The sequence below is a fragment of the Rhizobium rhizoryzae genome, assembly GCF_011046895.1.
GTDB lineage: Bacteria > Pseudomonadota > Alphaproteobacteria > Rhizobiales > Rhizobiaceae > Neorhizobium > Neorhizobium rhizoryzae.
Map to the genome: position 1 here is coordinate 3,021,999 of NZ_CP049250.1, position 22,394 is coordinate 3,044,392.

General features: G+C 57.5%; 19 protein-coding genes. 9 read left to right on the plus strand and 10 right to left on the minus strand.

Translation table 11 applies throughout. The annotated features are described in order from the left end of the window. Positions 1 to 119 precede the first annotated feature (119 nt). Positions 120 to 1,310 carry a hypothetical protein gene (locus G6N80_RS20490; protein WP_062552681.1) on the plus strand — a complete coding sequence of 397 codons (1,191 nt, stop codon included), beginning with the start codon at positions 120 to 122 and terminating at the stop codon, positions 1,308 to 1,310. Between the two features lie 63 nt (positions 1,311 to 1,373). Here the strand turns inward: G6N80_RS20490 and G6N80_RS20495 are convergent, their stop codons facing one another. The 5 genes from G6N80_RS20495 to G6N80_RS20515 form a co-directional block, all read right to left on the minus strand. Continuing rightward, on the minus strand, positions 1,374 to 3,467 hold the full coding sequence (locus tag G6N80_RS20495; RefSeq protein ID WP_165136384.1) for a putative bifunctional diguanylate cyclase/phosphodiesterase: 2,094 nt from the start codon (positions 3,465 to 3,467) through the stop codon (positions 1,374 to 1,376). Positions 3,468 to 3,492: 25 nt separating this feature from the next. Further along, complete coding sequence (locus G6N80_RS20500) at positions 3,493 to 4,137, minus strand: glutathione S-transferase family protein (protein WP_062552683.1); 645 nt, start codon at positions 4,135 to 4,137, stop codon at positions 3,493 to 3,495. Positions 4,138 to 4,335: 198 nt separating this feature from the next. Continuing rightward, a complete protein-coding gene (locus G6N80_RS20505) occupies positions 4,336 to 4,659 on the minus strand; it encodes a DUF1236 domain-containing protein (RefSeq protein ID WP_062552684.1) in 324 nt (107 codons plus the stop codon). 141 nt (positions 4,660 to 4,800) lie between these two features. After that, a complete protein-coding gene (aspS, locus tag G6N80_RS20510; RefSeq protein ID WP_062552685.1) occupies positions 4,801 to 6,591 on the minus strand; it encodes an aspartate--tRNA ligase in 1,791 nt (596 codons plus the stop codon). Positions 6,592 to 6,754: 163 nt separating this feature from the next. Then, the gene (locus tag G6N80_RS20515; RefSeq protein ID WP_062552686.1) at positions 6,755 to 7,357 is read right to left on the minus strand and encodes a TetR/AcrR family transcriptional regulator; all 603 of its coding nucleotides are present in this window, start codon (positions 7,355 to 7,357) and stop codon (positions 6,755 to 6,757) included. A gap of 101 nt (positions 7,358 to 7,458) precedes the next feature. On the opposite strand from G6N80_RS20515, the gene G6N80_RS20520 reads away from it, so the two are divergent. From G6N80_RS20520 to G6N80_RS20545, 6 genes are all read left to right on the plus strand, one after another. Beyond that, positions 7,459 to 7,890, plus strand: a complete 432-nt coding sequence (locus G6N80_RS20520) for an ABA4-like family protein (protein ID WP_165136387.1) — start codon at positions 7,459 to 7,461, stop codon at positions 7,888 to 7,890. Between the two features lie 3 nt (positions 7,891 to 7,893). Beyond that, positions 7,894 to 8,739 (plus strand): hypothetical protein, encoded by an 846-nt coding sequence (locus G6N80_RS20525; protein WP_165136390.1) that lies wholly within the window; start codon positions 7,894 to 7,896, stop codon positions 8,737 to 8,739. Between the two features lie 149 nt (positions 8,740 to 8,888). Beyond that, on the plus strand, positions 8,889 to 10,136 hold the full coding sequence (locus G6N80_RS20530) for an MFS transporter (protein WP_165136393.1): 1,248 nt from the start codon (positions 8,889 to 8,891) through the stop codon (positions 10,134 to 10,136). Between the two features lie 87 nt (positions 10,137 to 10,223). Beyond that, positions 10,224 to 11,630, plus strand: a complete 1,407-nt coding sequence (locus G6N80_RS20535) for a multicopper oxidase family protein (RefSeq protein ID WP_165136396.1) — start codon at positions 10,224 to 10,226, stop codon at positions 11,628 to 11,630. 144 nt (positions 11,631 to 11,774) lie between these two features. Continuing rightward, positions 11,775 to 12,926: a ribonuclease D gene (gene rnd, locus G6N80_RS20540; protein WP_165136399.1), complete on the plus strand. Its 1,152-nt coding sequence runs from the start codon at positions 11,775 to 11,777 to the stop codon at positions 12,924 to 12,926. Positions 12,927 to 13,028: 102 nt separating this feature from the next. Continuing rightward, entirely contained in the window at positions 13,029 to 14,090 is a 1,062-nt protein-coding gene (locus G6N80_RS20545; protein WP_246251442.1) for an adenylate/guanylate cyclase domain-containing protein, read from the plus strand. Between the two features lie 9 nt (positions 14,091 to 14,099). Here the strand turns inward: G6N80_RS20545 and ppx are convergent, their stop codons facing one another. From ppx to G6N80_RS20565, 4 genes are all read right to left on the minus strand, one after another. After that, entirely contained in the window at positions 14,100 to 15,620 is a 1,521-nt protein-coding gene (ppx, locus tag G6N80_RS20550; protein ID WP_062552693.1) for an exopolyphosphatase, read from the minus strand. Between the two features lie 6 nt (positions 15,621 to 15,626). After that, positions 15,627 to 17,807, minus strand: coding sequence for an RNA degradosome polyphosphate kinase (locus tag G6N80_RS20555; RefSeq protein WP_244484645.1), 2,181 nt, complete (start codon positions 17,805 to 17,807; stop codon positions 15,627 to 15,629). A 149-nt stretch (positions 17,808 to 17,956) separates the two neighbouring features. Continuing rightward, positions 17,957 to 18,667: a DnaA regulatory inactivator HdaA gene (gene hdaA / locus G6N80_RS20560; RefSeq protein WP_165136402.1), complete on the minus strand. Its 711-nt coding sequence runs from the start codon at positions 18,665 to 18,667 to the stop codon at positions 17,957 to 17,959. Next, a complete protein-coding gene (locus G6N80_RS20565; protein WP_165136405.1) occupies positions 18,651 to 19,814 on the minus strand; it encodes an AI-2E family transporter in 1,164 nt (387 codons plus the stop codon). The genes hdaA and G6N80_RS20565 overlap by 17 nt, the downstream gene beginning before the upstream one ends. Before the next feature lie 299 nt (positions 19,815 to 20,113). On the opposite strand from G6N80_RS20565, the gene purM reads away from it, so the two are divergent. Both purM and purN read left to right on the plus strand, forming a co-directional pair. Continuing rightward, the gene (gene purM / locus G6N80_RS20570) at positions 20,114 to 21,187 is read left to right on the plus strand and encodes a phosphoribosylformylglycinamidine cyclo-ligase (protein ID WP_165136408.1); all 1,074 of its coding nucleotides are present in this window, start codon (positions 20,114 to 20,116) and stop codon (positions 21,185 to 21,187) included. Beyond that, the gene (purN, locus tag G6N80_RS20575; RefSeq protein WP_165136411.1) at positions 21,184 to 21,816 is read left to right on the plus strand and encodes a phosphoribosylglycinamide formyltransferase; all 633 of its coding nucleotides are present in this window, start codon (positions 21,184 to 21,186) and stop codon (positions 21,814 to 21,816) included. Before purM ends, purN begins: the two co-directional genes overlap by 4 nt. Positions 21,817 to 21,872: 56 nt before the next feature. Here the strand turns inward: purN and G6N80_RS20580 are convergent, their stop codons facing one another. Then, positions 21,873 to 22,199: an ArsR/SmtB family transcription factor gene (locus tag G6N80_RS20580; protein WP_165136414.1), complete on the minus strand. Its 327-nt coding sequence runs from the start codon at positions 22,197 to 22,199 to the stop codon at positions 21,873 to 21,875. Positions 22,200 to 22,394 lie beyond the last annotated feature (195 nt).

A 22,394-nucleotide genomic window follows, 5' to 3' on the forward strand; every position in this document is an offset into this window, starting at 1 on the left:
ACGAAGCAGCGATAGGTCGACCGCTGTCCTGTGTGCCCCATGGACCTTTTGAGCGGAGCGCATATAAAGGGCGGGAATCAGAGTTCAGTTTGCCATGCCGACCGCTGGAGGATCGCTTGATGCTGCATATTCGTTCCAAACAAATTCTTTCCGTCGGGGCTGCATTGTGGCTTGTCAGTTCTCCTGCGTTTGCCCTCGACGGCGCCGACCTCATGAAGAAGTTGACCGCCGGCTTCAATCTTCAGCCCGGCAACATCACTCCAGCGTCCGTTGACATCAACGGCTCCAACGTGACCCTGAAGGGTGTGACCGTCGGCGATACCAAGGGTGGCTCGCGTCTGAATATCGGCGACGTGCAACTGACCGGCGTGAAAGATGCCAAGGGCGGCGGCTACACCGTTGAAAAGATGACGTTCGCCAACATCAACGCCAGCGAAGACAAGACCAAGATCACCGCAAAGGATCTCTACTTCGCAGGCCTCTACATTCCCGGCAATGCCAATGGTGACACCATTGATTCCCTGATGGTCTATGACGAAGCGCACAGCGGCCCGGTTGAGGTAACAGTTGACGGGAAGCAGGTCGTTGCTGTCGCAGAATCCAAAGTGACGACCGAACGCTCGGACGACAATTCCAGCCTGAGCTTCAGCGCCTCTGTCGATGGCGTGAAGGTCGATCTCTCTACCGTTGACGATGCCAATGCCAAGGCGACCATTGAAAGCCTTGGCCTGACCAAGATCGATGGTACGATCACTATGGAAGGCGAATGGGAAGTTGGCCCCGGAACGATCGACATTACGGAATATGCCTTCGATTTCGCCAATATCGGTCGTCTCGATATGACGTTCAGCCTGTCCGGTTATACGCCGAGCTTCCTCAAGTCGCTGCGCGATACGACCGCGGCCATGGAAGCCAACCCGAACAAGGAAGCTGCCCAGCAGGCTGCGGGCCTTGCCATGCTTGGCCTTCTCCAGCAGTTGACCTTCAACAGCGCGCAGATCAGCTTCTCGGACGACGGTATCACCAAGAGATCCCTGAACTATGCAGGCAAGAGCCAGAATGTTTCAGGCGAACAAATGGCGATGATGCTCAAGGGAATGGTGCCGCTGGCAATGGCCCAGGCGAACCTGCCCAAGCTCCAGAACGCTGTTTCCAGCGCAGTCAATGCCTACCTCGACAATCCGCAGAACATCACGATCACGGCAGAACCTGCCAATCCGGTTCCGCTTCCCATGATCATTGGCGCAGCGCAGGCGGCTCCGAACTCGCTCCCGGACATGCTGGGCGTTTCGATCTCAGCCAACGATTGAGCGTCACGCAATCTTCCGAGCCTCACTGGCGCCGATTGCTGATCGGCGCCATTTTTTAATTCTCTAAATCCCGGCAGCGACAAAGTGGTCTTGCTCGACCGAAATGTCCGCAAACCGCAGATTGCTGTTGCGGGCGAGTTTTTCCGCGCAAGCTGCCGGAAGCGGCGCTCCGTAAAGGTAACCTTGCAGTTCGTGGACGCCATGGGATCGCACCCATTCAGCGACGGTTTCGTTTTCGATACCCTCTGCGACAATCGTCACCTGCATGAGTTTGCACATCGCAATGACGAGGCTGACCATTTCCTCATTTTTTGGAAGTTGTGAGACCAGACTTCGGTCGATCTTGATGCAATCGACCGCCAGCTCGTTCAGTCGGGCGATATTGGAATAGCCAGTCCCGAAATCGTCGATCGCGATCCGGACGCCCAGCTCTCTGATCCTGTTGAGATTCTCTTGGATGATGGGATCACTGTCGGAGAAGAGTGTCTCGGTCAATTCCAGCTCCAGGCGCTCCGGTGGGCAGGAATGCCGGTTGAGGCAGGCTTCGACGACGGCGCTGAAGTCTGTTTCGCAAAGTTGACGGAGGGACAGGTTGACGGAAATCGTCAGGTCTATCCCATTGCGCATCCATTTCTCGCGCTGCTCGACGGCCTGTTCCAGAACGATCGTCCCGATCTGGTTGATGAGGCCAGCCTTTTCCGCGAGAGGTATAAAGGTCGACGGTGGCACCATCCCGAGCTTCGGATGTTTCCATCGTGCCAACGCCTCCATACCGATGATGCTTCCATCGACGGCGCTGACACGAGGTTGGTAGAACGGAACGATCTGCCCATATCGAAGGCCGTCGCGAAGGCCGGTCAGCAGTTCGATTTCCTCTTCTCGAGCCCGGCTGAGAGCTTCGTTGTAGACGAAGACCTGGTTCCTGCCTGCGGCCTTCGCCTGGTACATGGCAAGATCTGCCCGGCGCATCAGCGTCTGGATATCGGTTCCGTGATCGGGGTAATGTGCAATTCCGATGCTTGGCGTCACCACGATCTGGTGCCGGTCGCTTTCGACGGAAATCGCCAGTTTGTCCAGCACCCGGTCTGCGATCAACTTCACCCGGCATGGCATGTCGTTGTGCTGAAATAGCAAGAACAGGAATTCATCGCCTGCCAGACGCACGACAATGTCGTCTTCGCTGCAGATTTCACGCAGCCGACCCGCGACATCCCGCAGCAGGTTATCTCCCTGGAGATGCCCCAGCGTATCGTTGACTGTCTTGAACTGATCAAGATCAATGAAAAGCAGGCTGATGCGCGAACCCGTAAGCTCTGCCTTGGTTGTCAGTTCCTCAAAGCGAATCGGCAGGCTCAGTCGATTGAACAGGCCCGTCAGGGGGTCATGATGCGCAAGCTTCTGCGCCAGCGCTTCAGCTTCCTTGAGTTCGGTGACGTCCGATTCGCTGAGGATGAGGGAGGGCGAGCCTGACACCGGGTCGAAGCAGGAACGCGCAATGAGTTCATGCCAGCGCTTTCCCTGAGCTGTGTAGACTTCAGCGATCAGCCTTGCCTCACCACCACCATTCAATCGTTGCAACAGGGATTCAAAGTCTTGCGGATTGACGAAACGATCACTGAGCGAGCCATACCGGATATCGAAATCAGCTCTGGCAGCCGGATTGCAATAAAGAGTTCTCCCTTCAATCGTATGCAGAGAGATCATGAGATGGGTGTGGAGGAGAACGTCGGCACTACGGATAGCCTCCGGCACCAGGCTCATTTCGTCCCGCCCCTCGCAGAGCATGGCCATGCGTCCATCAGGCAGACGGAAGCCACTGAAGCGGACCTGTAGCGGGCGTGGGACGCCACGCGGGTACAGCGTCCACATTTCGGTGAAAACGGCATCCTTGTCGATGAAGTCCGTCTGATACTGAAGCAGGCGGCGAGACACTGCGGGCGACATATTGTCTTTCATGCGCCGGGCGCGCAGTTCCTCAAGGTTGATGGCGGCCCAGATTTCCAGCGCCATCTCATTGCCCCAGACAACACGTCCTTCATCAATGTCGAAAATCCAGACCGCGGTTGAAAGCCGATCCAGCAAATCGCCGCCCTGCCAGACAACGGGCTGCTCTTCGGGCTGAAGCGTCACTCTTTCCGCTACACTCACCTTGGGCATCCAGCGTCCTCCCCGCTATATTCATTCAGACGAGGCCCTGTGAGAACGGGCGCGCAGTGGTGCAGAGTTCGGCCAACGGTCGGAACCGGGGCGTGGAGGAAACGCGGCCGATCCACCGCTGAACGGCTGGGAATTCGGCCATGTCTATTCCTGCTTCGTGTGCCACGTGCACATAGCCAAAGACAGCGATGTCCGTGATTCCGTAGCGCTCTCCCAGCATAAAGCTGCTGTTACCCAGATGAGCTTCCAGGCTAGAGAGGCCGCTTCTGGCTTTTTCCAACCAGACGGCAATATCGGCCTCCCTGCCCTGCCCAAGCTGCGGAGCAATGAAGGTGAGAAAACGGGCAGGTGAAATGAACGGCTCCAATTTGGACTGCTCGAAGAACATCCACTGCAGACTGCGGGCTCGTTCGACAGCCGTATCCGGCATGAGGTCGGAACCGTCTGCAATCAACCAAAGCATCGCATTCGATTCACCGATCCCAACGCCACTCTTGGTGACGAGGTAAGGCACCTGTCCACGGCTGTTTATTCGCAGATAGGCATCCGAACGATGCTCGCCACCCAAGAGGTTCAATTCGATGATATCCAGCTGATACCCGCAATAGGAAGCTGCAAGATAAGGTTTGATGCAGTTTCCAGATCCCTTGGTGACGTAAAGATAATCCATAAGCTCTCCAACCCAGATTAATACAATGACTATGTATTAAATCTGTTGAGATTTCGTTGAAGAGATTAAGTTCATTCGAAATACAAATCAGCTCTCGATATACGAATACTACTCACATTACATAATAAATTTATGATTTATTAAATATAAGTTTGTCTCGGCGTGAACCCAACTCGGTTCACGCCGGGAGCTTCTCGTTCAATCAAGAACCTGGATGACACGACGCGTGCCCGGATCGACAACCACACGGCGCTCGTTCACGACTGTGTAGGCATAGTCATTATACCCATCGACCACATGCACATCGACATCCTGCGGCAGCACGCGCCCGACCAGAACGTCGCCTTGATAGGAAACGGACGGGACGCTCTGTTGCATGACGTAAGTCCGTACCTGCGCGGGCATTTCGCGAACGACGACCGCGCCTGGCGGAGGCGGTTCGGATACGATCACGGTGGATTGCGCAAAGGCCGCAGTCGACATGAAAAGGGTCGCAGATGCGACAATCATCGACTTCAACATTCCAATTCTCCCTGTGTTTGTTCTGCCAGACAACACCGGGATGGTGACTTGGTTCCCTCGCGATGGACCCATCGGCGGATAAACAAAAACGCCGCCGCTTTCTGCAAGCGGCGGCGTTGAAGACGATAATCAGCCTGAAGATCAGTCTTTCTTCTGCGGCGGGATGACGCGCAGCGAAAGCTCGCGAAGCTGTGTCGGGGTTGCTTCCGACGGTGCATTCATCAGAAGATCCTGGGCCTGCTGATTCATCGGGAACAGCGTGATTTCGCGCAGGTTCTTCGCGCCCACCAGAAGCATGACGACGCGGTCGATACCGAAGGCACAACCACCGTGTGGAGGCGCACCATACTGGAATGCGCGGTACATGCCGCCAAAGCGCTCTTCGACGTCGGCCTTGGAGAGACCAACCAGTTCGAAGGCCTTGACCATCAGATCCGGCGACTGGTTACGGATCGAGCCCGAGGCGATCTCGAAGCCGTTGCAGACGGCATCGTACTGATAGGCCTTGATCGTCAGAGGATCCTGGTTTTCGAGAGCATCCAATCCGCCCTGCGGCATCGAGAACGGGTTGTGAGCGAAATCGATCTTCTTGTCTTCTTCGTTGTATTCGAAGAACGGGAAGTCGACGATCCAGCAGAACTCGTAGCGATCGCGATCAACGAGGTTCAGTTCCTCGCCTGCGCGCGTGCGGGCTTCACCAGCGAACTTGTAGAACTTGGCAGGATCGCCCGCCACGAAGAAGCAGGCGTCACCAGCTTCCAGTCCAAGCTGCGTGCGAACTGCTTCGGTGCGCTCTTCGCCGATGTTCTTTGCGAGCGGACCGGAACCGGCGATCTTGCCGTCCTCTTCCTTCCAGAAAATGTAACCGAGACCCGGCTGGCCCTGCGCCTGCGCCCAGGCATTCATGCGGTCGCAGAAAGCGCGGCTTCCGCCGGTCTTCGCCGGAATTGCCCAGACTTCGACCTTCGGGTTCGACGCAATCATGTTCGCGAAGACCTTGAAGCCTGAGCCAGCGAAATGCTCGGTGACAGCCTGCATGGTGATGGGGTTGCGCAGATCCGGCTTGTCAGAGCCGTATTTGCGGATCGCTTCATCATAAGGAATGCGTGGCCAGTTCTTTGTTACAGGCTTGCCCTCGGCGAATTGTTCGAACACCGCCGTCATCATCGGCTCCATCGTGCCCCAGACATCTTCCTGGGTGACGAAGCTCATCTCGACGTCGAGCTGGTAGAATTCGCCCGGCAGACGGTCTGCGCGCGGATCCTCATCGCGGAAGCAAGGCGCGATCTGGAAGTAGCGGTCGAAGCCAGCCACCATCAGAAGCTGCTTGTACTGTTGCGGCGCCTGCGGCAGGGCAAAGAACTTGCCGGGGTGAATACGGCTCGGCACCAGGAAGTCTCGCGCACCTTCAGGCGAAGAGGCCGTGAGGATAGGCGTCGAATACTCGGCAAATCCGGAAGACGTCATACCGGACCGCATGGCCGCAATGATCTGGGTCCGCTTGACGATGTTCTTGTGCAGCGTTTCGCGGCGCAGATCGAGGAAGCGATACTTCAGGCGAACATCTTCCGGGTATTCCGGCTCACCGAAGACCGGCAGCGGCAGTTCCTTGGCAGCCGACAGAACCTCGATCTCCTTGGCATAGAGCTCGATTTCGCCCGTTGGCATGTTCTTGTTGACGGTTTCGTCGGTGCGGGCCTTGACCACGCCATCGATACGAATGACCCATTCGCCGCGAACGGTCTCGGCGACCTTGAAGGCCGGGCTATCGGGATCGGCGACCACTTGGGTCATGCCATAATGGTCGCGAAGGTCGATAAACAGAACGCCGCCGTGGTCACGAACACGGTGGACCCAGCCGGAGAGGCGAACGGTCGCGCCGACATCGGACTTCCTGAGAGCGGCACAGGTGTGGCTGCGATAAGGGTGCATTTCAAAATCCTGGAATCGGGTAAGCCAGCTCGAAACACAGATTCCGGCCAGCGTTTAAAATCGGGCGGAAAAGCGCATGGTGCGCCAGATTTGTCAAGCAGAAGTGCCATTCAACGCAGAAAGGCGGGCCTTTATCCTCTGCGCGGTCGCGACTCAGACGAGGTTACTCCGGCAGGAGAAACTGCACGAGATCCAGAGGCGGAACCGGGGAAAGGTCTGCGCAGGCGCTATCCCGCGCAATCTTCTGATCAATCAGAAGGTGTGCGTAACCATGGGCGTGAGCCCAGACTAGATGTTCGACGGAAAGTCTGCCCTCGACGCCTGTCAGACCCAGGCGTTCAGCCACAGAACGGGAAACTTCCGCCAGCACATCGCGCGCGCCCTGCCCTGCTTCGCCGAGAACCGGATCGTCCCAATCCAGCCTGTTCTTATTGAACATCAGCCGGAAAAGATGAGGATTCGACGCGGCAAAGGCCGTGTAACCCCGCAGGGCAGCACGGAGTTGCTCGGCAGCAGTGGGCGCGGCCGTTGACATCTCGCTTGTCATTGACAGTCGGAACGCCTTGAAGCCCTCCGCGGCCAGAGCGTTCAATAAATGACGCAGGCTTGGGAAATGATGCTCCGGCGCAGCATGAGACACGCCCACCCGGGCCGCCAGCTTGCGCAATGACAATTCCTCAAGCCCCAGTTCCTCCAGCAGGGCTAGGCCATTCTCGATGAGCGCCTGCCGCAGATCCCCATGATGATACGCTTTTTGTCTCGCCATTCCACCTTCTTACCGCTGAAGCACAGGGCGTGTCAAAATAATCTTGACATTGCCAAGTTTGGCCTCATGCTAAATCTTGTCACCGTCAAGATGAGGCGCTCATGCACGTAGATACCGTATTTTCACTTGCCAGCAGCGTTGCTTTGGGTGGCTGGCTGCTGCTCATTTTTGCGCCCCGATGGCCAGCACTGGTCGCTTTCATCCGGTCAGGCTTGATCGGGGCGCTGTCGCTCACCTATGCGGTCCTGGTCTTCGTCTATTTCTTTCGGGTTGAAGATGGCGGGTTCGGCTCGATTGCCGAAGTCCGCGCTCTGTTTCTGAGCGATGCGGTGCTGACGGCCGGCTGGGTGCACTACCTTGCCTTCGATCTCTTCGTGGGCACCTGGATCGCTATCGAAGCCGACAGGCGTGGCTATAACCGGCTGCTGCAGGGGCCTCTGCTTGTTGTCACTTTCATGTTCGGTCCACTCGGCCTTCTGCTCTTCTCCATCACCCGCGCCAGCGAGGCGGCGCTGACGCTCCGAAAGGTCTGACCGATGACGATAGGCTTTGACGACAGCATTTCACCTGCCCTCTCACGCAACATCCAGAGCTCGGCAGACAAGACACGGCGTTTGCTGATCGTCAGCATCGGGCTGCAACTGGGACTCGCTGTTCCCAGTCTGGTCGCCCTCGTCATCGACGACCGGCTGATCAATGAGATCAGTGTCTGGATCAAGCCGCTCAAATTTCAGGCGTCGCTCATCGTTATGCTTGGAACGCTGCTTTTGCTGCTGCCACTGATCGAAAGACGTGTCCGTGAAGGCCGTGGCGTCTGGCTTGCATGCATGGTCGCCGCCGCCACAGCAACCGGTGAGATTGCCTACATCACGCTGCAGGCTGCGCGTGGCCGCGCCTCCCATTTCAACACATCCACGGCGACGGAGGCCCTTGCCTATAGCCTGATGGGCGTGGGTGCCGCCCTGCTTGTTCTCTCAAGCCTGGTCATCGGAATTTACATCCTTCGTCGCCCGGACCGCTCCGTCCAGGCGGGCCTGCGGCTTGGGGCTGGCTGGGGATTGATTCTGGGCAGCATCCTGACCTTGATTACGGCATTCGTTCTCGGGAGCGGCCAGATTGCCGGACCCGGTCACTGGGTAGGCGGAATTCGCAGCGATGCAGGCGGCCTTCTTCTGCTCGGCTGGTCGCGAACCGGTGGCGATCTGCGCGTTCCGCACTTCTTCGCAACGCACATCATGCAGGCTCTGCCGATTCTGGGGCTGCTGGCGGATTGTCTTGTTGCGCAGCACGCTCGCTGGATGATTCTCGGCGGTGCTCTAGTATCGATCGCGGTTGTGGTCATGACCTTTGTTCAAGCTCTCAGCGGTCAGCCGTTCCTTTGAGATGAGACTTATCGAGCCGCAATCATCAGTTCCCGTGATGGATCGATCTAAGCTCTGAACTATCTTCCGCCTCAAGGCGTGGCTAAAACAGTGGAACGACGCATGGGAATGGCCCCTCGCTCGTCAAGCACAGCAGATGGCCTCAAACCATGTCCACCATACGCCCGCTGATCCCCCTGCTCGTCACTGCCGGCATATTGATTGGCGGCAATGGCCTGCAAGGGACCTATATTGCGCTTCGCGGGTCCGCCGAGGGCTTTTCACCATCAACGATTGGAATGATCGGTGCTGCCTACAGCATCGGGTTTGCCATCGGTTGCCTCTATGTGACCCGCATCCTGCGATCCATCGGGCATATTCGCAGCTTCGCGGCCATGGCGGCCATCACGGCAAGCTGCAGCATTCTCATGCCGCTCTTTATCGAGCCCGGTTTCTGGATGCTGATGCGGTTTATCATCGGCATTGCGGTGGCCAGTCTCTTCGCCGTCATCGAAAGCTGGATCAATGCCAAGGTCACCAATGCCAATCGGGCCAGGACTCTTTCCGTCTATCGCCTGGTCGATCTGTCATCGGTAACGCTTGCCCAATATCTTATTCCTGCCATCGGCGTCGAAGGTCCGGTCATCTTCTCGCTGGTGGCAATTGCGATGGCAATGTCACTGGTTCCCATCTCGGTTGCAGACCGCTCGCACCCCTCTCCACCGGAAGCGATCAACTATGATATTCGCGCCGTCTGGCGGATCTCGCCGCTATCCGTGGTCGGCGTCATAGCGGTGGGCCTCGCCATGGCGGCCTTCCGCAATATCGGACCGATCTACGCCCAGGATATCGGCATGAGCGTCACAGGGATTGCCACCTTCATGAGCGCGGGCATCATCGGCGGTGTCGTTCTGCAATATCCCCTCGGCCTTTATTCCGACAGGCTGGACCGTCGAAAGGTTATCATCTGGGCCACGATCGGAACGATCCTCACAGGCGGATACCTTTCATTCGTCGCTGGCCTTGACCAGACCGCGAACATCATCGGCATCTTCGTCTATGGTGCCTTTGCCATGCCGCTTTACTCCCTTTGCTCGGCCCATGCGAACGATCACGCAAAGCCGGGCGAGCACGCTCTGGTTTCCGCAGGGCTTCTCTTCTTCTGGTCTATCGGGGCGACCATCGGGCCGCTGCTTGCATCGCTTCTGCTGCAGTTCATCGGACCCAAGGTGTTCTTCATCTACACCTCGTTCATCTTCACCGGGTTCCTTGCCTATACATTCCTGAGAATGAGAACCCGGCCCGCCATTCCGCCAGAACAAAGGCCGGGTCGCTTTCGAGCCCTGCTGAGAACGTCGGCCTATTTCAACAAGCTCGCTGGCACACCCGATGACGAGGGCCGGCCACCCCGGACGTGAGCACTGTGTCACTCTGCCCGCGTCAGCTCATTGATGATTTGCGCACTCAGGTTTAAAAGGCGGCGACAAGAAGCAGGACGCGCCACCATGATCCGGATGAACCGCAGGAACGTGCTGAAAGCTGGGCTTGGCATCGCGGCCTATGGAACGGGGCTGGGTGCTGCGATAGTTTCCAGCAGAACAGCGAACGCCGCCAATGAAATCGAACTGGAGGCCGTGAACGCCAAAGCTCTGCTGGACGGTCAGCATCTGACTGATGGCGTCATGACCTACCGCTCCCTTGGCGAGCCGGATGCGTTGATGCCGCCGACTTTGCGCGTAAAGCGGGGTGAACCCTTTTCCGCGAAGCTCATGAACCGTCTCAATGAACCAACGACCATTCATTGGCATGGCCTGCGCATCGAGAACCGGATGGATGGCGTTCCCTTTCTGACCCAACCCTATGTCTATACGGGCGACAGCTTCGACTATCGGTTTGCGGCACCGGATGCAGGCACCTTCTGGTACCACCCCCACTGCAATACACTGACGCAGATGGGTCGCGGCATGACAGGAATGCTGATCGTCGAGGACCCGAAAGACCCGCAATTCGATGCGGAAATCGCACTCAATCTGCGGGACTGGCGGCTTGGGGCAAAGGGAGAGTTCATCGAGCAGTTCAAGCCGCGCGACGCTGCCCGAAACGGCACATTCGGCACCGTGAGGGGAGCGAACTGGCAGGTCCAGCCTGCCTATGAGGCGCCATCGGGCGGAATTGTACGACTGCGGCTTGTTGCGAGTGACGTGACGCGCATCTATCAGCTTCGGCTGGACGGTGCCGATGCCGATGTGATTGCCATCGACGGCCAGCCTGTCCCAAACCGCTTCCGACTGGAAACGGCGGTCATCGGGCCCGGTCAGCGTCTCGACCTTGCGATGCGTATGCCGGATGTCGAAGGCAGTGTCGTGTCGCTTTTGGACACTCGGCCTTCCACCGCAAAAACTGTTGCGACCTTCCAGGCCATCGGCCAAAGCCTCAAGCACCGGCTCGAGGAGCTGCCACCTCTCTCAGCCAATCCATGGCAGGAGCCTGATCTCAAGAATGCAGAGCAGATACCGCTGATCCTCAGCGCTACGGCAGAAGGTGGCGCAAAGGAATCCTTCTGCGGCTCGCTTGGATATACGTTCTGGGCTATCAATCGTGTGCCTTGGCCTGGGGACAGCGTCGATCCGACCGCGCCGCTTGCGGAGCTGAAACTGGGCAAGAGCTATATCTTCAATCTGGAAAACCTGACGCCGCACATCCATCCGATCCATCTGCACGGAATGAACTTCCAGGTCGTCGCTTCCAATATGAGACAGGTTCCGCCCCTGATCACCGATACCTATCTCGCCATGCCAGACGAGAAGGTACAACTATCGCTAGTTGCCGACAATCCGGGTGACTGGGTCCTGCATTGCCACATCATCGAGCATCAGAAGAGCGGAATGACATCTTACGTTAGGGTCACCTGAATTTTGTACATTGTTGCCGTCTGGACGACAAAGCAGCGGATAATACCGGGGGTTGATCCATCGCAACGGTCCTTCTGTTGACTTTGGCTGACGAAAGGAGAAGGAAGGTAGAACGTTTATTCTCAACTCCTGCCGACGAAGCTGATGATCGATACGACAATTGCCCTTGAGGAAGCCTGCCGAACACTTGCCCGCTCGCAATTCGTGACCGTTGACACGGAGTTCCTGCGTGAAACGACCTTCTGGCCAGAGCTGTGCCTCATACAAATGGCAGGCCCGGATCTTGAAGTCATCGTCGATCCACTCGCCAAGGGTTTGGACCTCAAGCCTTTTTTCGAGCTGATGGCAAATCCGGAAGTCGTGAAGGTCTTTCATGCCGCACGTCAGGATCTGGAAATCGTCTACCATCTCGGAAATCTGATACCACATCCCATTTTCGACACGCAGGTCGCCGCAATGGTCTGCGGCTTTGGCGACTCGATCTCCTATGACCAGCTCGTACAGCGGATCAAGAATGTGCAGATCGACAAGTCGTCTCGTTTCACGGACTGGAGCAGGCGCCCTCTTTCGGAAAAGCAGCTGGACTATGCACTCGCCGATGTAACCCATCTGCGTGATGTCTATCTCTTCCTCAAGAACAAGCTGGAAGCGGAAGGTCGTACAACCTGGGTGAGTGAGGAGATGGCGGTTCTGGAATCGCCTGAAACCTACGACATGCATCCGGATGATGCGTGGCTGCGTCTGCGATCGCGTCTGCGCAAACCGCAGGAACTGGCGGTTTTGAAATATGTCGCCGCGTGGAGAGAACGCGAAGCGCGCAGCCGCAATGTTCCTCGCTCCCGGGTGCTCAAGGATGACGCGATTTTCGAAATTGCCCAGCAACAGCCAAAGGACGTGGATGCGCTGAGCCGATTGCGCACGATCCCGAAAGGCTGGGAGCGCTCTTCCTCCGGCACTTCGATCCTGTCTGCGGTCAACGAGGCTTTGAGCCTGCCGCGATCGGACATGCCACAGGCCGCAAAGCACACGCATGTTCCTGAAGGCGCACAGTCTGCCGTAGAACTATTGAAGGTGTTGTTGCGGCTGGTTTCGGAGAAGCACGGCGTTGCCGCCAAGGTTCTCGCCAGCAGTGACGATCTCGACAAGATTGCGACCGATGGCGCATCAGCAGATGTGCCTGCTCTCCAGGGCTGGCGCAAGGATCTCTTCGGGGATCCCGCTCTCAAGCTGATCTCGGGCGAGGTTGCGCTTCGCTTCGTAGACAAGCGGGTCGAGGCGGTCGAGCTGGGACCATGAACCGGAGTTCATGGGTTTCCGTGAGGCTCATTCATCTGTCCTTGAGTGAGGAATAGTAAAGGCCATCATCTGAAACCTGCAGCCGGAAACTTGGCGGAAGTCATGCAGAGACCGACAAGGAAGCGCCTCGCAACGCCAAGCGGCAGGGCTGTCATGCCCCTCTCGCGATGGATCCTGCTCTGCCTGTTTGTCGCGCTTACAGGCGTGCTTTACATGGTGCTGTTTACGGACAGCAAAGCCTACTACATCGGTGCGATCTACGCTCTCGCGTGCAGCCTTCCACTCATTCTCTTCGAATCCGGCCGGCTACTGCCAGGCCTTCACGCACGCATACAGAAGCTTTCCACACCGGCCTACTTCGGCAGCACATTGCTTGCCTATCTGGTTTTGACGGGAACGGGTTTTGGCATCGCAGGCGCCAGTTTGAAGCTTTTGGGTCTTGCTGATGCCGAGTGGCGCGATGTCCTTATCCTCAGACTGACAAGCTTTCTCTACACGATGGCCTTCTTCTTCGTGGGGATCACACTGTTGCGGATCAGGCAGTTGCTGGGCCGGGAGGTGTTTTCCAGCCTCATTACGGGTCGCTATAGAAAGCCTCTGAAAGAGGAACGCATCTTTCTCTTTATCGATGTCGTCGGTTCGACGAGCTACGCGCGTGAGTTCGGCGATCTGCGGGCGCAGGAATTTCTGGGAGAAATCTTCGCAAGTTTTGCAGAACATGTGCGGGCTCATGATGGAGAGATAGACGATTATGTTGGCGATTGCGCCATCATCACATGGCGTTTGAAAGCGGGCATAGACGGGGCGCGCTGCGTCTCATGTCTCTGCGCGATCCTGAGCGAATTGGAAAGCAATAAGGACTGGTGGATTCATCAGTTTGGCAGGGCGCCGAAAATTTGTGCGGCTCTCCATGGCGGCACTGTGGTTACCGCCGCAATCGGTCTATTTCACCAGAAAATCACGTATTTCGGCGATGTCGTGAATACGACGGCGCGCATAGAGGGCCTCTGCAAGACCCTTGGAGAACCTGTTCTGATATCAGCCGAGCTGTTGGGCCGCATGAAGCTTCCAGACAATGTGACCGCCCATGCTTGCGGCGCGCATACGATCAAAGGTCATGATGCTCCCCTTACCGTCTTCGCGCTGAGACAGCCAACCGCCTGAAATCGCGGACTATTCGAAGACGAATGCGAGACGACGGCCCGTCAGCTTCGCCAGTTGCTGGAGACGCCCATCCAGACGCTCGCCCGCGAAGTTGATGTATTCGTGGGGGACGACCAGTTCCAGATCCAGATCCGGCTGATTGGATTTGCGGAAATACAGGTGGTTGACGACGCCCGGCATGGACGCCGAGAAGAGGTAGACCACGCGAAGCAGCCCGCCCAGAAGTTTGGCAAGGCCCAGCAATCGCGGCGTGGCAATCTGCGCCAGAGGCTCCGTTGCGCCATCGTCATGCAGACCTTCGAAGCGGTAGTAATTCGCCAACGCGAGATAGGCGCGCCCCGGATGCGTGATACCCACCAGTGACGAATGCGCGATCAGGTTAAGAGCCTGAAGCCCGCGATAATCCGGATGAGCACGCCAGCTGATATCCGCCAGAAGGCATGCAGCTCTCCGGTAACGGCTCTCCTCTTCCGTTTCATCGATCCCGAAGGAGGGCACCATACGACCGGTCCACTCCGCCAGTTCGCGTGCATGCTCCGGCGAACGGGCGCGCAGGATGGCCAACTGATCGGAAGCTATCAGAAGCGGATCCTCCGCCTGCTCCTCCTTGGGCAGTTGGGCATAGAGATAGCCTTCGCGCACGCCTTGAGCGGAGAAGATCACGCGCGCCGGCTTCATGACGCTCAGCACTTCCTGCATCGCAACTGCACCAAATGGCAGAAGCGCCCTGCGGTTTTTGGAAACCGATTGCCAGGCCGGATCCTTGCTGTCCTTCGAAAGCACGACCTGCTCAAGAAAGTTCTGGATCTCGTCGAAACGCAACTCATACCCTTGCATCATGTGCAGTGGGTAATGCGTCATCTCCATGTGCAGCTTGGCAATGTTGCGCCAGGTTCCTCCGACAGCGTAGAAGGTGCGCCCTGCCCCTTTCGCGAGAAGGGCGGCATCCTTCACATGTCCTTTCGCAAGACTGCGTGCCTTCGCAAGCGATCCACCGGACACTTCGGAAAGGCGCAGACCACCGAGCGGCAGGGTGATGCCCTTGCCGACCTTTCCGGCCTCGATGTCTATGAGCTCCAGCGAACCGCCGCCCAGATCGCCGACAATTCCATCAACTTCACTAAAGCCGCTAATGACACCGAGGGCCGAGTAGAGAGCTTCCTCTTCGCCGGACAGCACCTGGACGGGATGGCTGAGGATGCGCTCCGCCTCTTCAATAAACGCAGGTCCATTGCTCGCTTCACGGGCTGCAGCTGTCGCCAGGATGAAAATACGCTTTGCCTGCGCCTGATCCGAAAGCGCACGAAAACGACGCAGCGCATTGAGCGCGCGTTCAACCGCCTGTTCGTCCATCTTTCCGGTAAGGCCGATGCCCTTGCCGAGACCGCAGAGAACCTTCTCATTGAAGAGAACGGCAGGTGCGCGAGACAAGCCTTCGTAGACCACGAGGCGAACAGAGTTGGACCCAATATCCACCACGGAAACAGGAGCGCTTCCGGGGAGACGCCCCTGTGCATCAGATCGTACCATAAAGCCCTATTTCTTACGTCCGGACATGATGCCCGCGATGAGTTTTGGCGCGCTTGACTTCAATGCTTCACCCCGGCCCGAAAGGCTCGGATTGGTCATGAAATAGTGTTGCGCGTTGAAAGGTTCCTCACCTTTGCGTGCTTCAATCCTGCGCGATGTTCCGTCGGGCAGTATCTCGTAGCTCTGTTGGTTGTCAATCAGGTTGCCCAGCATGATCTGTGAAAGGACTTGCTCATGCACTGTAGGGTTAAGAAGCGGGACCAGCGTTTCGACCCTTCGGTCAAGATTGCGCGGCATCATGTCGGCTGACCCGATATAGACGAGCGCCCTTTCAGAAGGCAGGCCCTGGCCATTGCCAAAACAGAAGATGCGGCTGTGCTCGAGGAAGCGACCGACAATCGATTTCACGCGAATATTTTCCGAGAGACCTTCGACCTGTGGCCGAAGGCAGCAGATGCCGCGTACCACGAGATCCACTTCGACGCCTGCCCTGCTGGCGCGATAGAGCGCGTCGATAATGTCCGGATCGACCAACGAGTTCATCTTCATCCAGATCGCCGCAGGACGTCCTTCAGTGGCATGGACGATCTCTTCCTCGATGTGCTTCAGGATTCGGGGCCGCAATGTATAGGGCGAAACCGCCAGCTTCATGCTCTCTTCGGGCTCGCCATAGCCGGTGATGAAATTGAAGACATTGGCCATGTCGTGCGCAATCTTCGGATTGCACGTGAAGAACGAAAGATCCGTGTAGATCTTGGCGGTGACCGGGTGGTAATTCCCGGTGCCGAGGTGGCAGTAGGTACGCAGCTTGCCATCTTCGCGACGCACGACCATTGACATCTTCGCATGCGTCTTCAATTCGATGAAACCGAACACGACCTGCACACCCGCACGCTCCAGGTCACGCGCCCAGCGAATGTTGGCCTCTTCATCAAAGCGCGCCTTGAGCTCGACGAGCGCGGTGACGGACTTGCCCATTTCGGCGGCATCGATCAGGGCGCGGACAATCGGGCTGTCGTTCGAGGTACGATACAGCGTCTGCTTTATCGCAAGCACGTCCGGATCTCTCGCTGCCTGCAACAGGAACTGCACGACGACATCGAAGCTTTCATAGGGGTGATGAACCACCATGTCCTTTTCGCGAATGGCGGCAAAGCAATCGCCCGCGTGTTCGCGCACACGCTCCGGGAAGCGGGCGTTGTAGGGCTCAAACCGCAGATCATCACGTGGTGCCTTGGTGATTTCTGACAGGGTATTAAGCGCCAGCAATCCGGGCAGAACGGCAATACGGTTATCCGGCACGCCAAGCTCCTGCACCACGAACTGGCGCAGCGATGCGGGCATTTCGCTATCCGTTTCGATCCGGATAACCTTGCCACGGCGGCGGCGCTTCAGCGCCGTCTCGAAGAAGCGGACAAGATCTTCGGCCTCTTCCTCGACTTCGATATCGCTGTCGCGAATGATGCGGAAGGTACCGGCGCCTTTTACCTCATAGCCCGGGAACAGGCGGTCGATGAACATGCTCACGACATCTTCGAGAGTGATGTAGCGGATCGTCGCCCCCTCATCCGGCAGACGGATGAACCGATCCAGCGTCGGCGGCAGACGCAGCAGGCCCGTCATCGGTTCGCGACCACTCTTGCTATCCAGCTGCAGGCCCATGGAGAAGCCGAGGTTCGGGATGAACGGGAACGGATGGGCCGGATCAATGGAAAGCGGCGTCAGGATCGGGAAAAGATTATCCTCGAAATCGGTTGCCAGCCAGCTTCGGTCCTCGTCGGACAGGGCGGCTGGCCGCACGATCAGGATGTCTTCCTTGGCCAGATATTGTTGCAGAACGGCGAGAGACGCCTGCTGCTCCATCTGAAGATTGTCGATTTCCTTCAGGATATCCTCGAGCTGTTCCGCGGGAGTCTTTCCATCAGGGCTGCGAACGACGATACCCTGACGCACCTGCCCTTCCAGGCCCGCGACGCGGACCATGAAGAACTCGTCGAGATTGGCCGCAGAGATTGACAGGAAACGGACCCGTTCCAGAAGCGGATGGGCTGTATTCAAGGTTTCCTCGAGAACACGCCGATTGAACTGCAACCACGAAAATTCTCGGTTGATAAACCTCTCAGGGCTGCTCAGCAGGTCGATGCCCGGTGCCTCCGCAACAGGCGGCAGCACATTGGTTTCCGACATCTGATCCATTGACGACCCTTCCCAAAGTCTGAACAGGAGTTTCCCGACACGACTTGCGCCGCATGGCGTAGTTCATGTCAGCCGGAATCAACGCCTGTTCCGGCCCTTCCTCCCGGCCCTATAACTTTTCAACGACGGAAAGATGACAGTCAATCTTCCGCATCGTCCGTCGAGAAACTCTCCAGCACTTCGGCCGCGAGATTGCGCGTAATCCTCGTGCCCCTGGCTAGAGCCAGATGATCCAGCCGCTCAACAACACCTTGTGCTGCCTGCATGGAGCGCTCCATACGCGCCACGATATAGGCCACGATCCGATCATCGATGTGCAGCTGACGGTCTGCAAAGAGCTTGATGATGACCTGTCCCAGCAGGTCTTCGTCCGGCTCGCCGATCTCAACCACCGTGGCCGCCTTCAGGCGAGAGCGCAGATCAGGCAGGGTGACGGGCCATGACATGGGCCAGAGCCGCGCGGTCATCAGGAGGCTGTGACCGTTTTCCCGGACACTGTTGATGACGTGAAACAGCTCGTTGTCGTCGAAAGCAACCCGGTCCGCATCCTCGAAGAGAACCGGTCCTGTCGCCGCGATCGTTGCGGCTTCTGCGCCCGCTTTCGGCTGAATGATCTCTGCACCGGCCTTCTCTCGCCAGACATTGGCCAGATGCGTCTTTCCGCAGCCGGCAGGCCCGGTCAAAATCACGACCGGAGCATTCCAGTGCGGCCATGCATCAATCATTGCAACGGCAGCACTCACCGGTTCCGCGACGAGAAGATCCTCGCGGCCGATTGCGGCATCATGGCTCAGCGCCAGCGGAAGCTGCTCCGCGCGCTGGCGCCTTGTCTTATCAAGCGTCTCTGTCATGCGAAATTTGGGGCTCTTGCACGGCCTTTGTTGCGACTTCCGCCTTTTCATCCCAAGGCAGGGCAGTCGAATGGCCGAAATATATGTCGCTTTGAAGATAGCGTGAGATCGCAAATCGCACAAGCACGCCAACAACTGCGGCGGCGGGCACTGCAATCAGCAAGCCAACGAAACCGAACATGGCACCGAAGGCCAGAAGCGCAAACATCAGCCACACCGGATGCAGGCCCACGCTGGACCCCACGAGCTTTGGCTGAAGAATATTGCCTTCGATAAACTGCCCGGAAAAGAACACGGCCATGGTGGCGATGATCCAGCCGTAATCCGGCCAGAACTGCATGAGCGCTACACCCACCGCCAGGATGAGTCCGACCAGCGAACCGATGTAGGGAATGAAACTGATCATACCCGCGACGAAGCCGATCAGCAGGCCGAAGTTCAGACCGACCAGTGAAAGGCCAACGGCATAATAGATGCCCAGAATGAGGCAGAGCGAACCCTGCCCACGAATGAAGCCGGAGACGGCATCATCCATCTCTCGCGCCAGTTGGCGGATGGTATGGACCTGATCCCGCGGAACCCAGCTGTCCACTTTCTCAACCATGTGGTCCCAATCCAGCAGGATATAGAATGCGACGACGGGGGTGACGACGAGAAGCGAAATCACGTCGATCAGCGTTTTGCCTGAATTCCACAGCTGGTTCAGCAATCCGCCGATGAAGCCCGCGCCTTCCGACATCAAGCCGGAGAAATTCTGCTTGGCGTTCTGGATCTGCGTTACCATCCACTTCGGAAGGTAAGAGTTCTCGGGATTGGCGATCAGTTGCTGCAGCTGCGTGACGTAATCGGGCAAGACCTGCGCGAACTGGCTGAACTGGCTGATGATGAGGGGCACGACGACGACCAGCGCGATCGCGAACATCAGGATGAAGCTGATGAGAATGACTATGGTTGCCATCAGTCGGCTGAGGCCTCGCCGCTCCAGCCAGTCGGCAACCGGATCGAGAAAATAGGCCAATGCCATACCCGCCACGAAGGGCAACAGGATCGTCCTGAAGGCCAGAAGAAAGATGACGAAGGCGACGAACGCGCAAAGCCAGAACAGCACGTAACGCCGAAGGCTTGCACCGCTGATGTGATAGGCCATGAAAGGGTTCCCTGCTGCACTGCATTCATGAAGTGGGATAGGCTGCACCTGCCATCAAGGTCAAGCCGGATTACACCAAGGGGAAATCTGGCCGGCGGAGGTTCGAAAACAGGGGCAAACACCGGCAAACTCTTGCATCTGGCGGCACTCCGTGCCATGGCCAGCCGCAAGAATGGAACCGCCGCCATCACGGTGGCGAGGCCGGGATTTTGAGCAAGATTGCAGGTTTCCGCTCAAGGCACGACTGCCGCTCCGGGTCAGTGCTGCAGCACCTGCCAAACCCGTATTGGAGACGCATGATGAGTGAAGCAGGCAAGAATGGTCTTACCTACAGCGATGCCGGCGTCGATATCGATGCGGGCAATCTCATGGTCGAGAAGATCAAGCCCGCCGTCCGCTCCACGCGTCGACCGGGTGCCGATGGCGAGATTGGTGGCTTCGGCGGCCTGTTTGATCTGAAAGCAGCAGGCTTCACCGACCCGGTTCTCGTTGCGGCCAACGATGGCGTCGGCACCAAGCTGAAGATCGCAATCGACGCCGACCGTCACGATACTGTCGGCATTGACCTCGTGGCCATGTGCGTCAACGACCTTGTCGTGCAGGGCGCTGAACCGCTGTTTTTCCTGGATTATTTCGCGACCGGCAAACTAAACCCGGAACAGGGTGCCGCAATCGTTCTCGGCATTGCGGACGGCTGCCGTCAGGCTGGTTGCGCCTTGATCGGCGGTGAAACCGCTGAAATGCCCGGCATGTATCGCGATGGCGACTATGACCTGGCAGGGTTTGCTGTCGGGGCTGCCGAGCGCGGACAGTTGCTGCCGACCGGCGATCTTCAGGCTGGCGATGTCATTCTCGGTCTGACCTCGTCCGGCGTTCACTCCAACGGGTTCTCGCTTGTCCGCAAAATCGTGGACGTCTCAGGCCTTTCATGGAGCGATCCGGCTCCGTTCTCTGACGGCAAGACGCTTGGCGAAGCCCTGCTGACACCAACCCGCATCTACGTAAAGCCACTGTTGAAAGCGATCCGCGAAACGAATGCGCTCAAGGCCCTGGCACATATTACCGGCGGCGGTTTCCCTGATAATATTCCACGCGTTCTGCCGGATCATCTGGCCGCAGAAATCGATCTCGACAGCATCCCGGTTCCGCCCGTCTTCTCGTGGCTTGCCAAAACGGGCGGCGTTGTCGCCATCGAAATGCTGCGCACCTTCAACTGTGGCGTCGGCATGATCGCCGTTGTCTCGGCAGAAAATGCGCAGGCGGTGACAGAGGTTCTCAATCGTGAAGGTGAAGTGGTGGTACCGCTTGGCCGGATGGTTGCCCGGGAAGCGGGCGCTCCCGGAACCATCTACAAGGGAACGCTTGCTCTATGAGGCAGATCCGCAAACGCGTTGTTGTCCTGATTTCGGGCGGCGGTTCGAACATGCTGGCGCTCGCCGATGCCTGTGCGGCGGACGATTTTCCTGCCGAGATCGTCGGCGTGATTTCGGATCGCAAGGACGCAGGTGGCCTCGCCAAAGCCGAAGCACGCGGCATCCCGACCTTTGCCTTCGAGCGCAAGGATTTCGGTTCCAAGGCTGAGCATGAAGGTGCGGTGCTTGAGGCGCTCGCGACGTTGAAGCCGGACCTGATCTGTCTGGCGGGCTACATGCGCCTGCTCTCTTCGGACTTCATTCGTCCTTATGAGGGGCGCATCCTGAATATCCATCCATCACTGTTGCCGCTCTTTCCGGGTTTGCACACGCATCAACGTGCAATCGAGGCAGGCATGAAGGTGGCGGGCTGCACGGTTCACATAGTGACCGAAGGTATGGATGAGGGACCGATCATCGCGCAGGCGGCTGTGCCCATTCTTCACGATGACACCGCACAGTCTCTGGCAGATCGCGTCCTGATCGTCGAGCATAAAACCTATAGACTTGCCTTACAGAAGATCGCTCTTTCGAAGGGCCAGCCCCGGGAACCTGCATTCGGTCCCGATCAATATATCATCAGCATTTGACGGAGATCTTCCGGAGTTTACTCTGAAGCCAGTTGCTCACAGCGGCAGATCGCGGCTCAGGCAAATATCCGAGACAATGCCACGATGAGCGCCACAGATTTCTCCTCCTTCATACGGTAGAAAATCTGCTTCCCTTCAAGCCGCGTATCGACGAGACCGCCCTCGCGCAGAACCGTCAATTGTTGCGAAAGGGTTGGCTGATGGACGTTCACCTGTTGCTCAAGCTGGCCGACCGAATACTCGTTTTCCATCAGTGCGCATGCGATTTTCAGTCTCACTGGATGGGCCAATGATTTGAGGTGACTGATAACTTCAGACGCCTGTGGCGTGTCCGAAGCCAGACTTTCAACTTCAAAGGCGACATTGCTCGCTATGTACGTCATGACCCACTCCATCCAAGAAGGCGGTCTTGCGCGTGCCAAGCCATTGTCAGAATGACCGATTTGACATGCCTGAGGCGTTGACCCCCTGTTGGTTGACACCCTGAATGATCGTTACAGTGTCAGGGTGCCAGAGAGCTCAAACTCTAACCGCTATACATGTTACGATAATGTATAGCGGTCAGGGCGGCAATATAC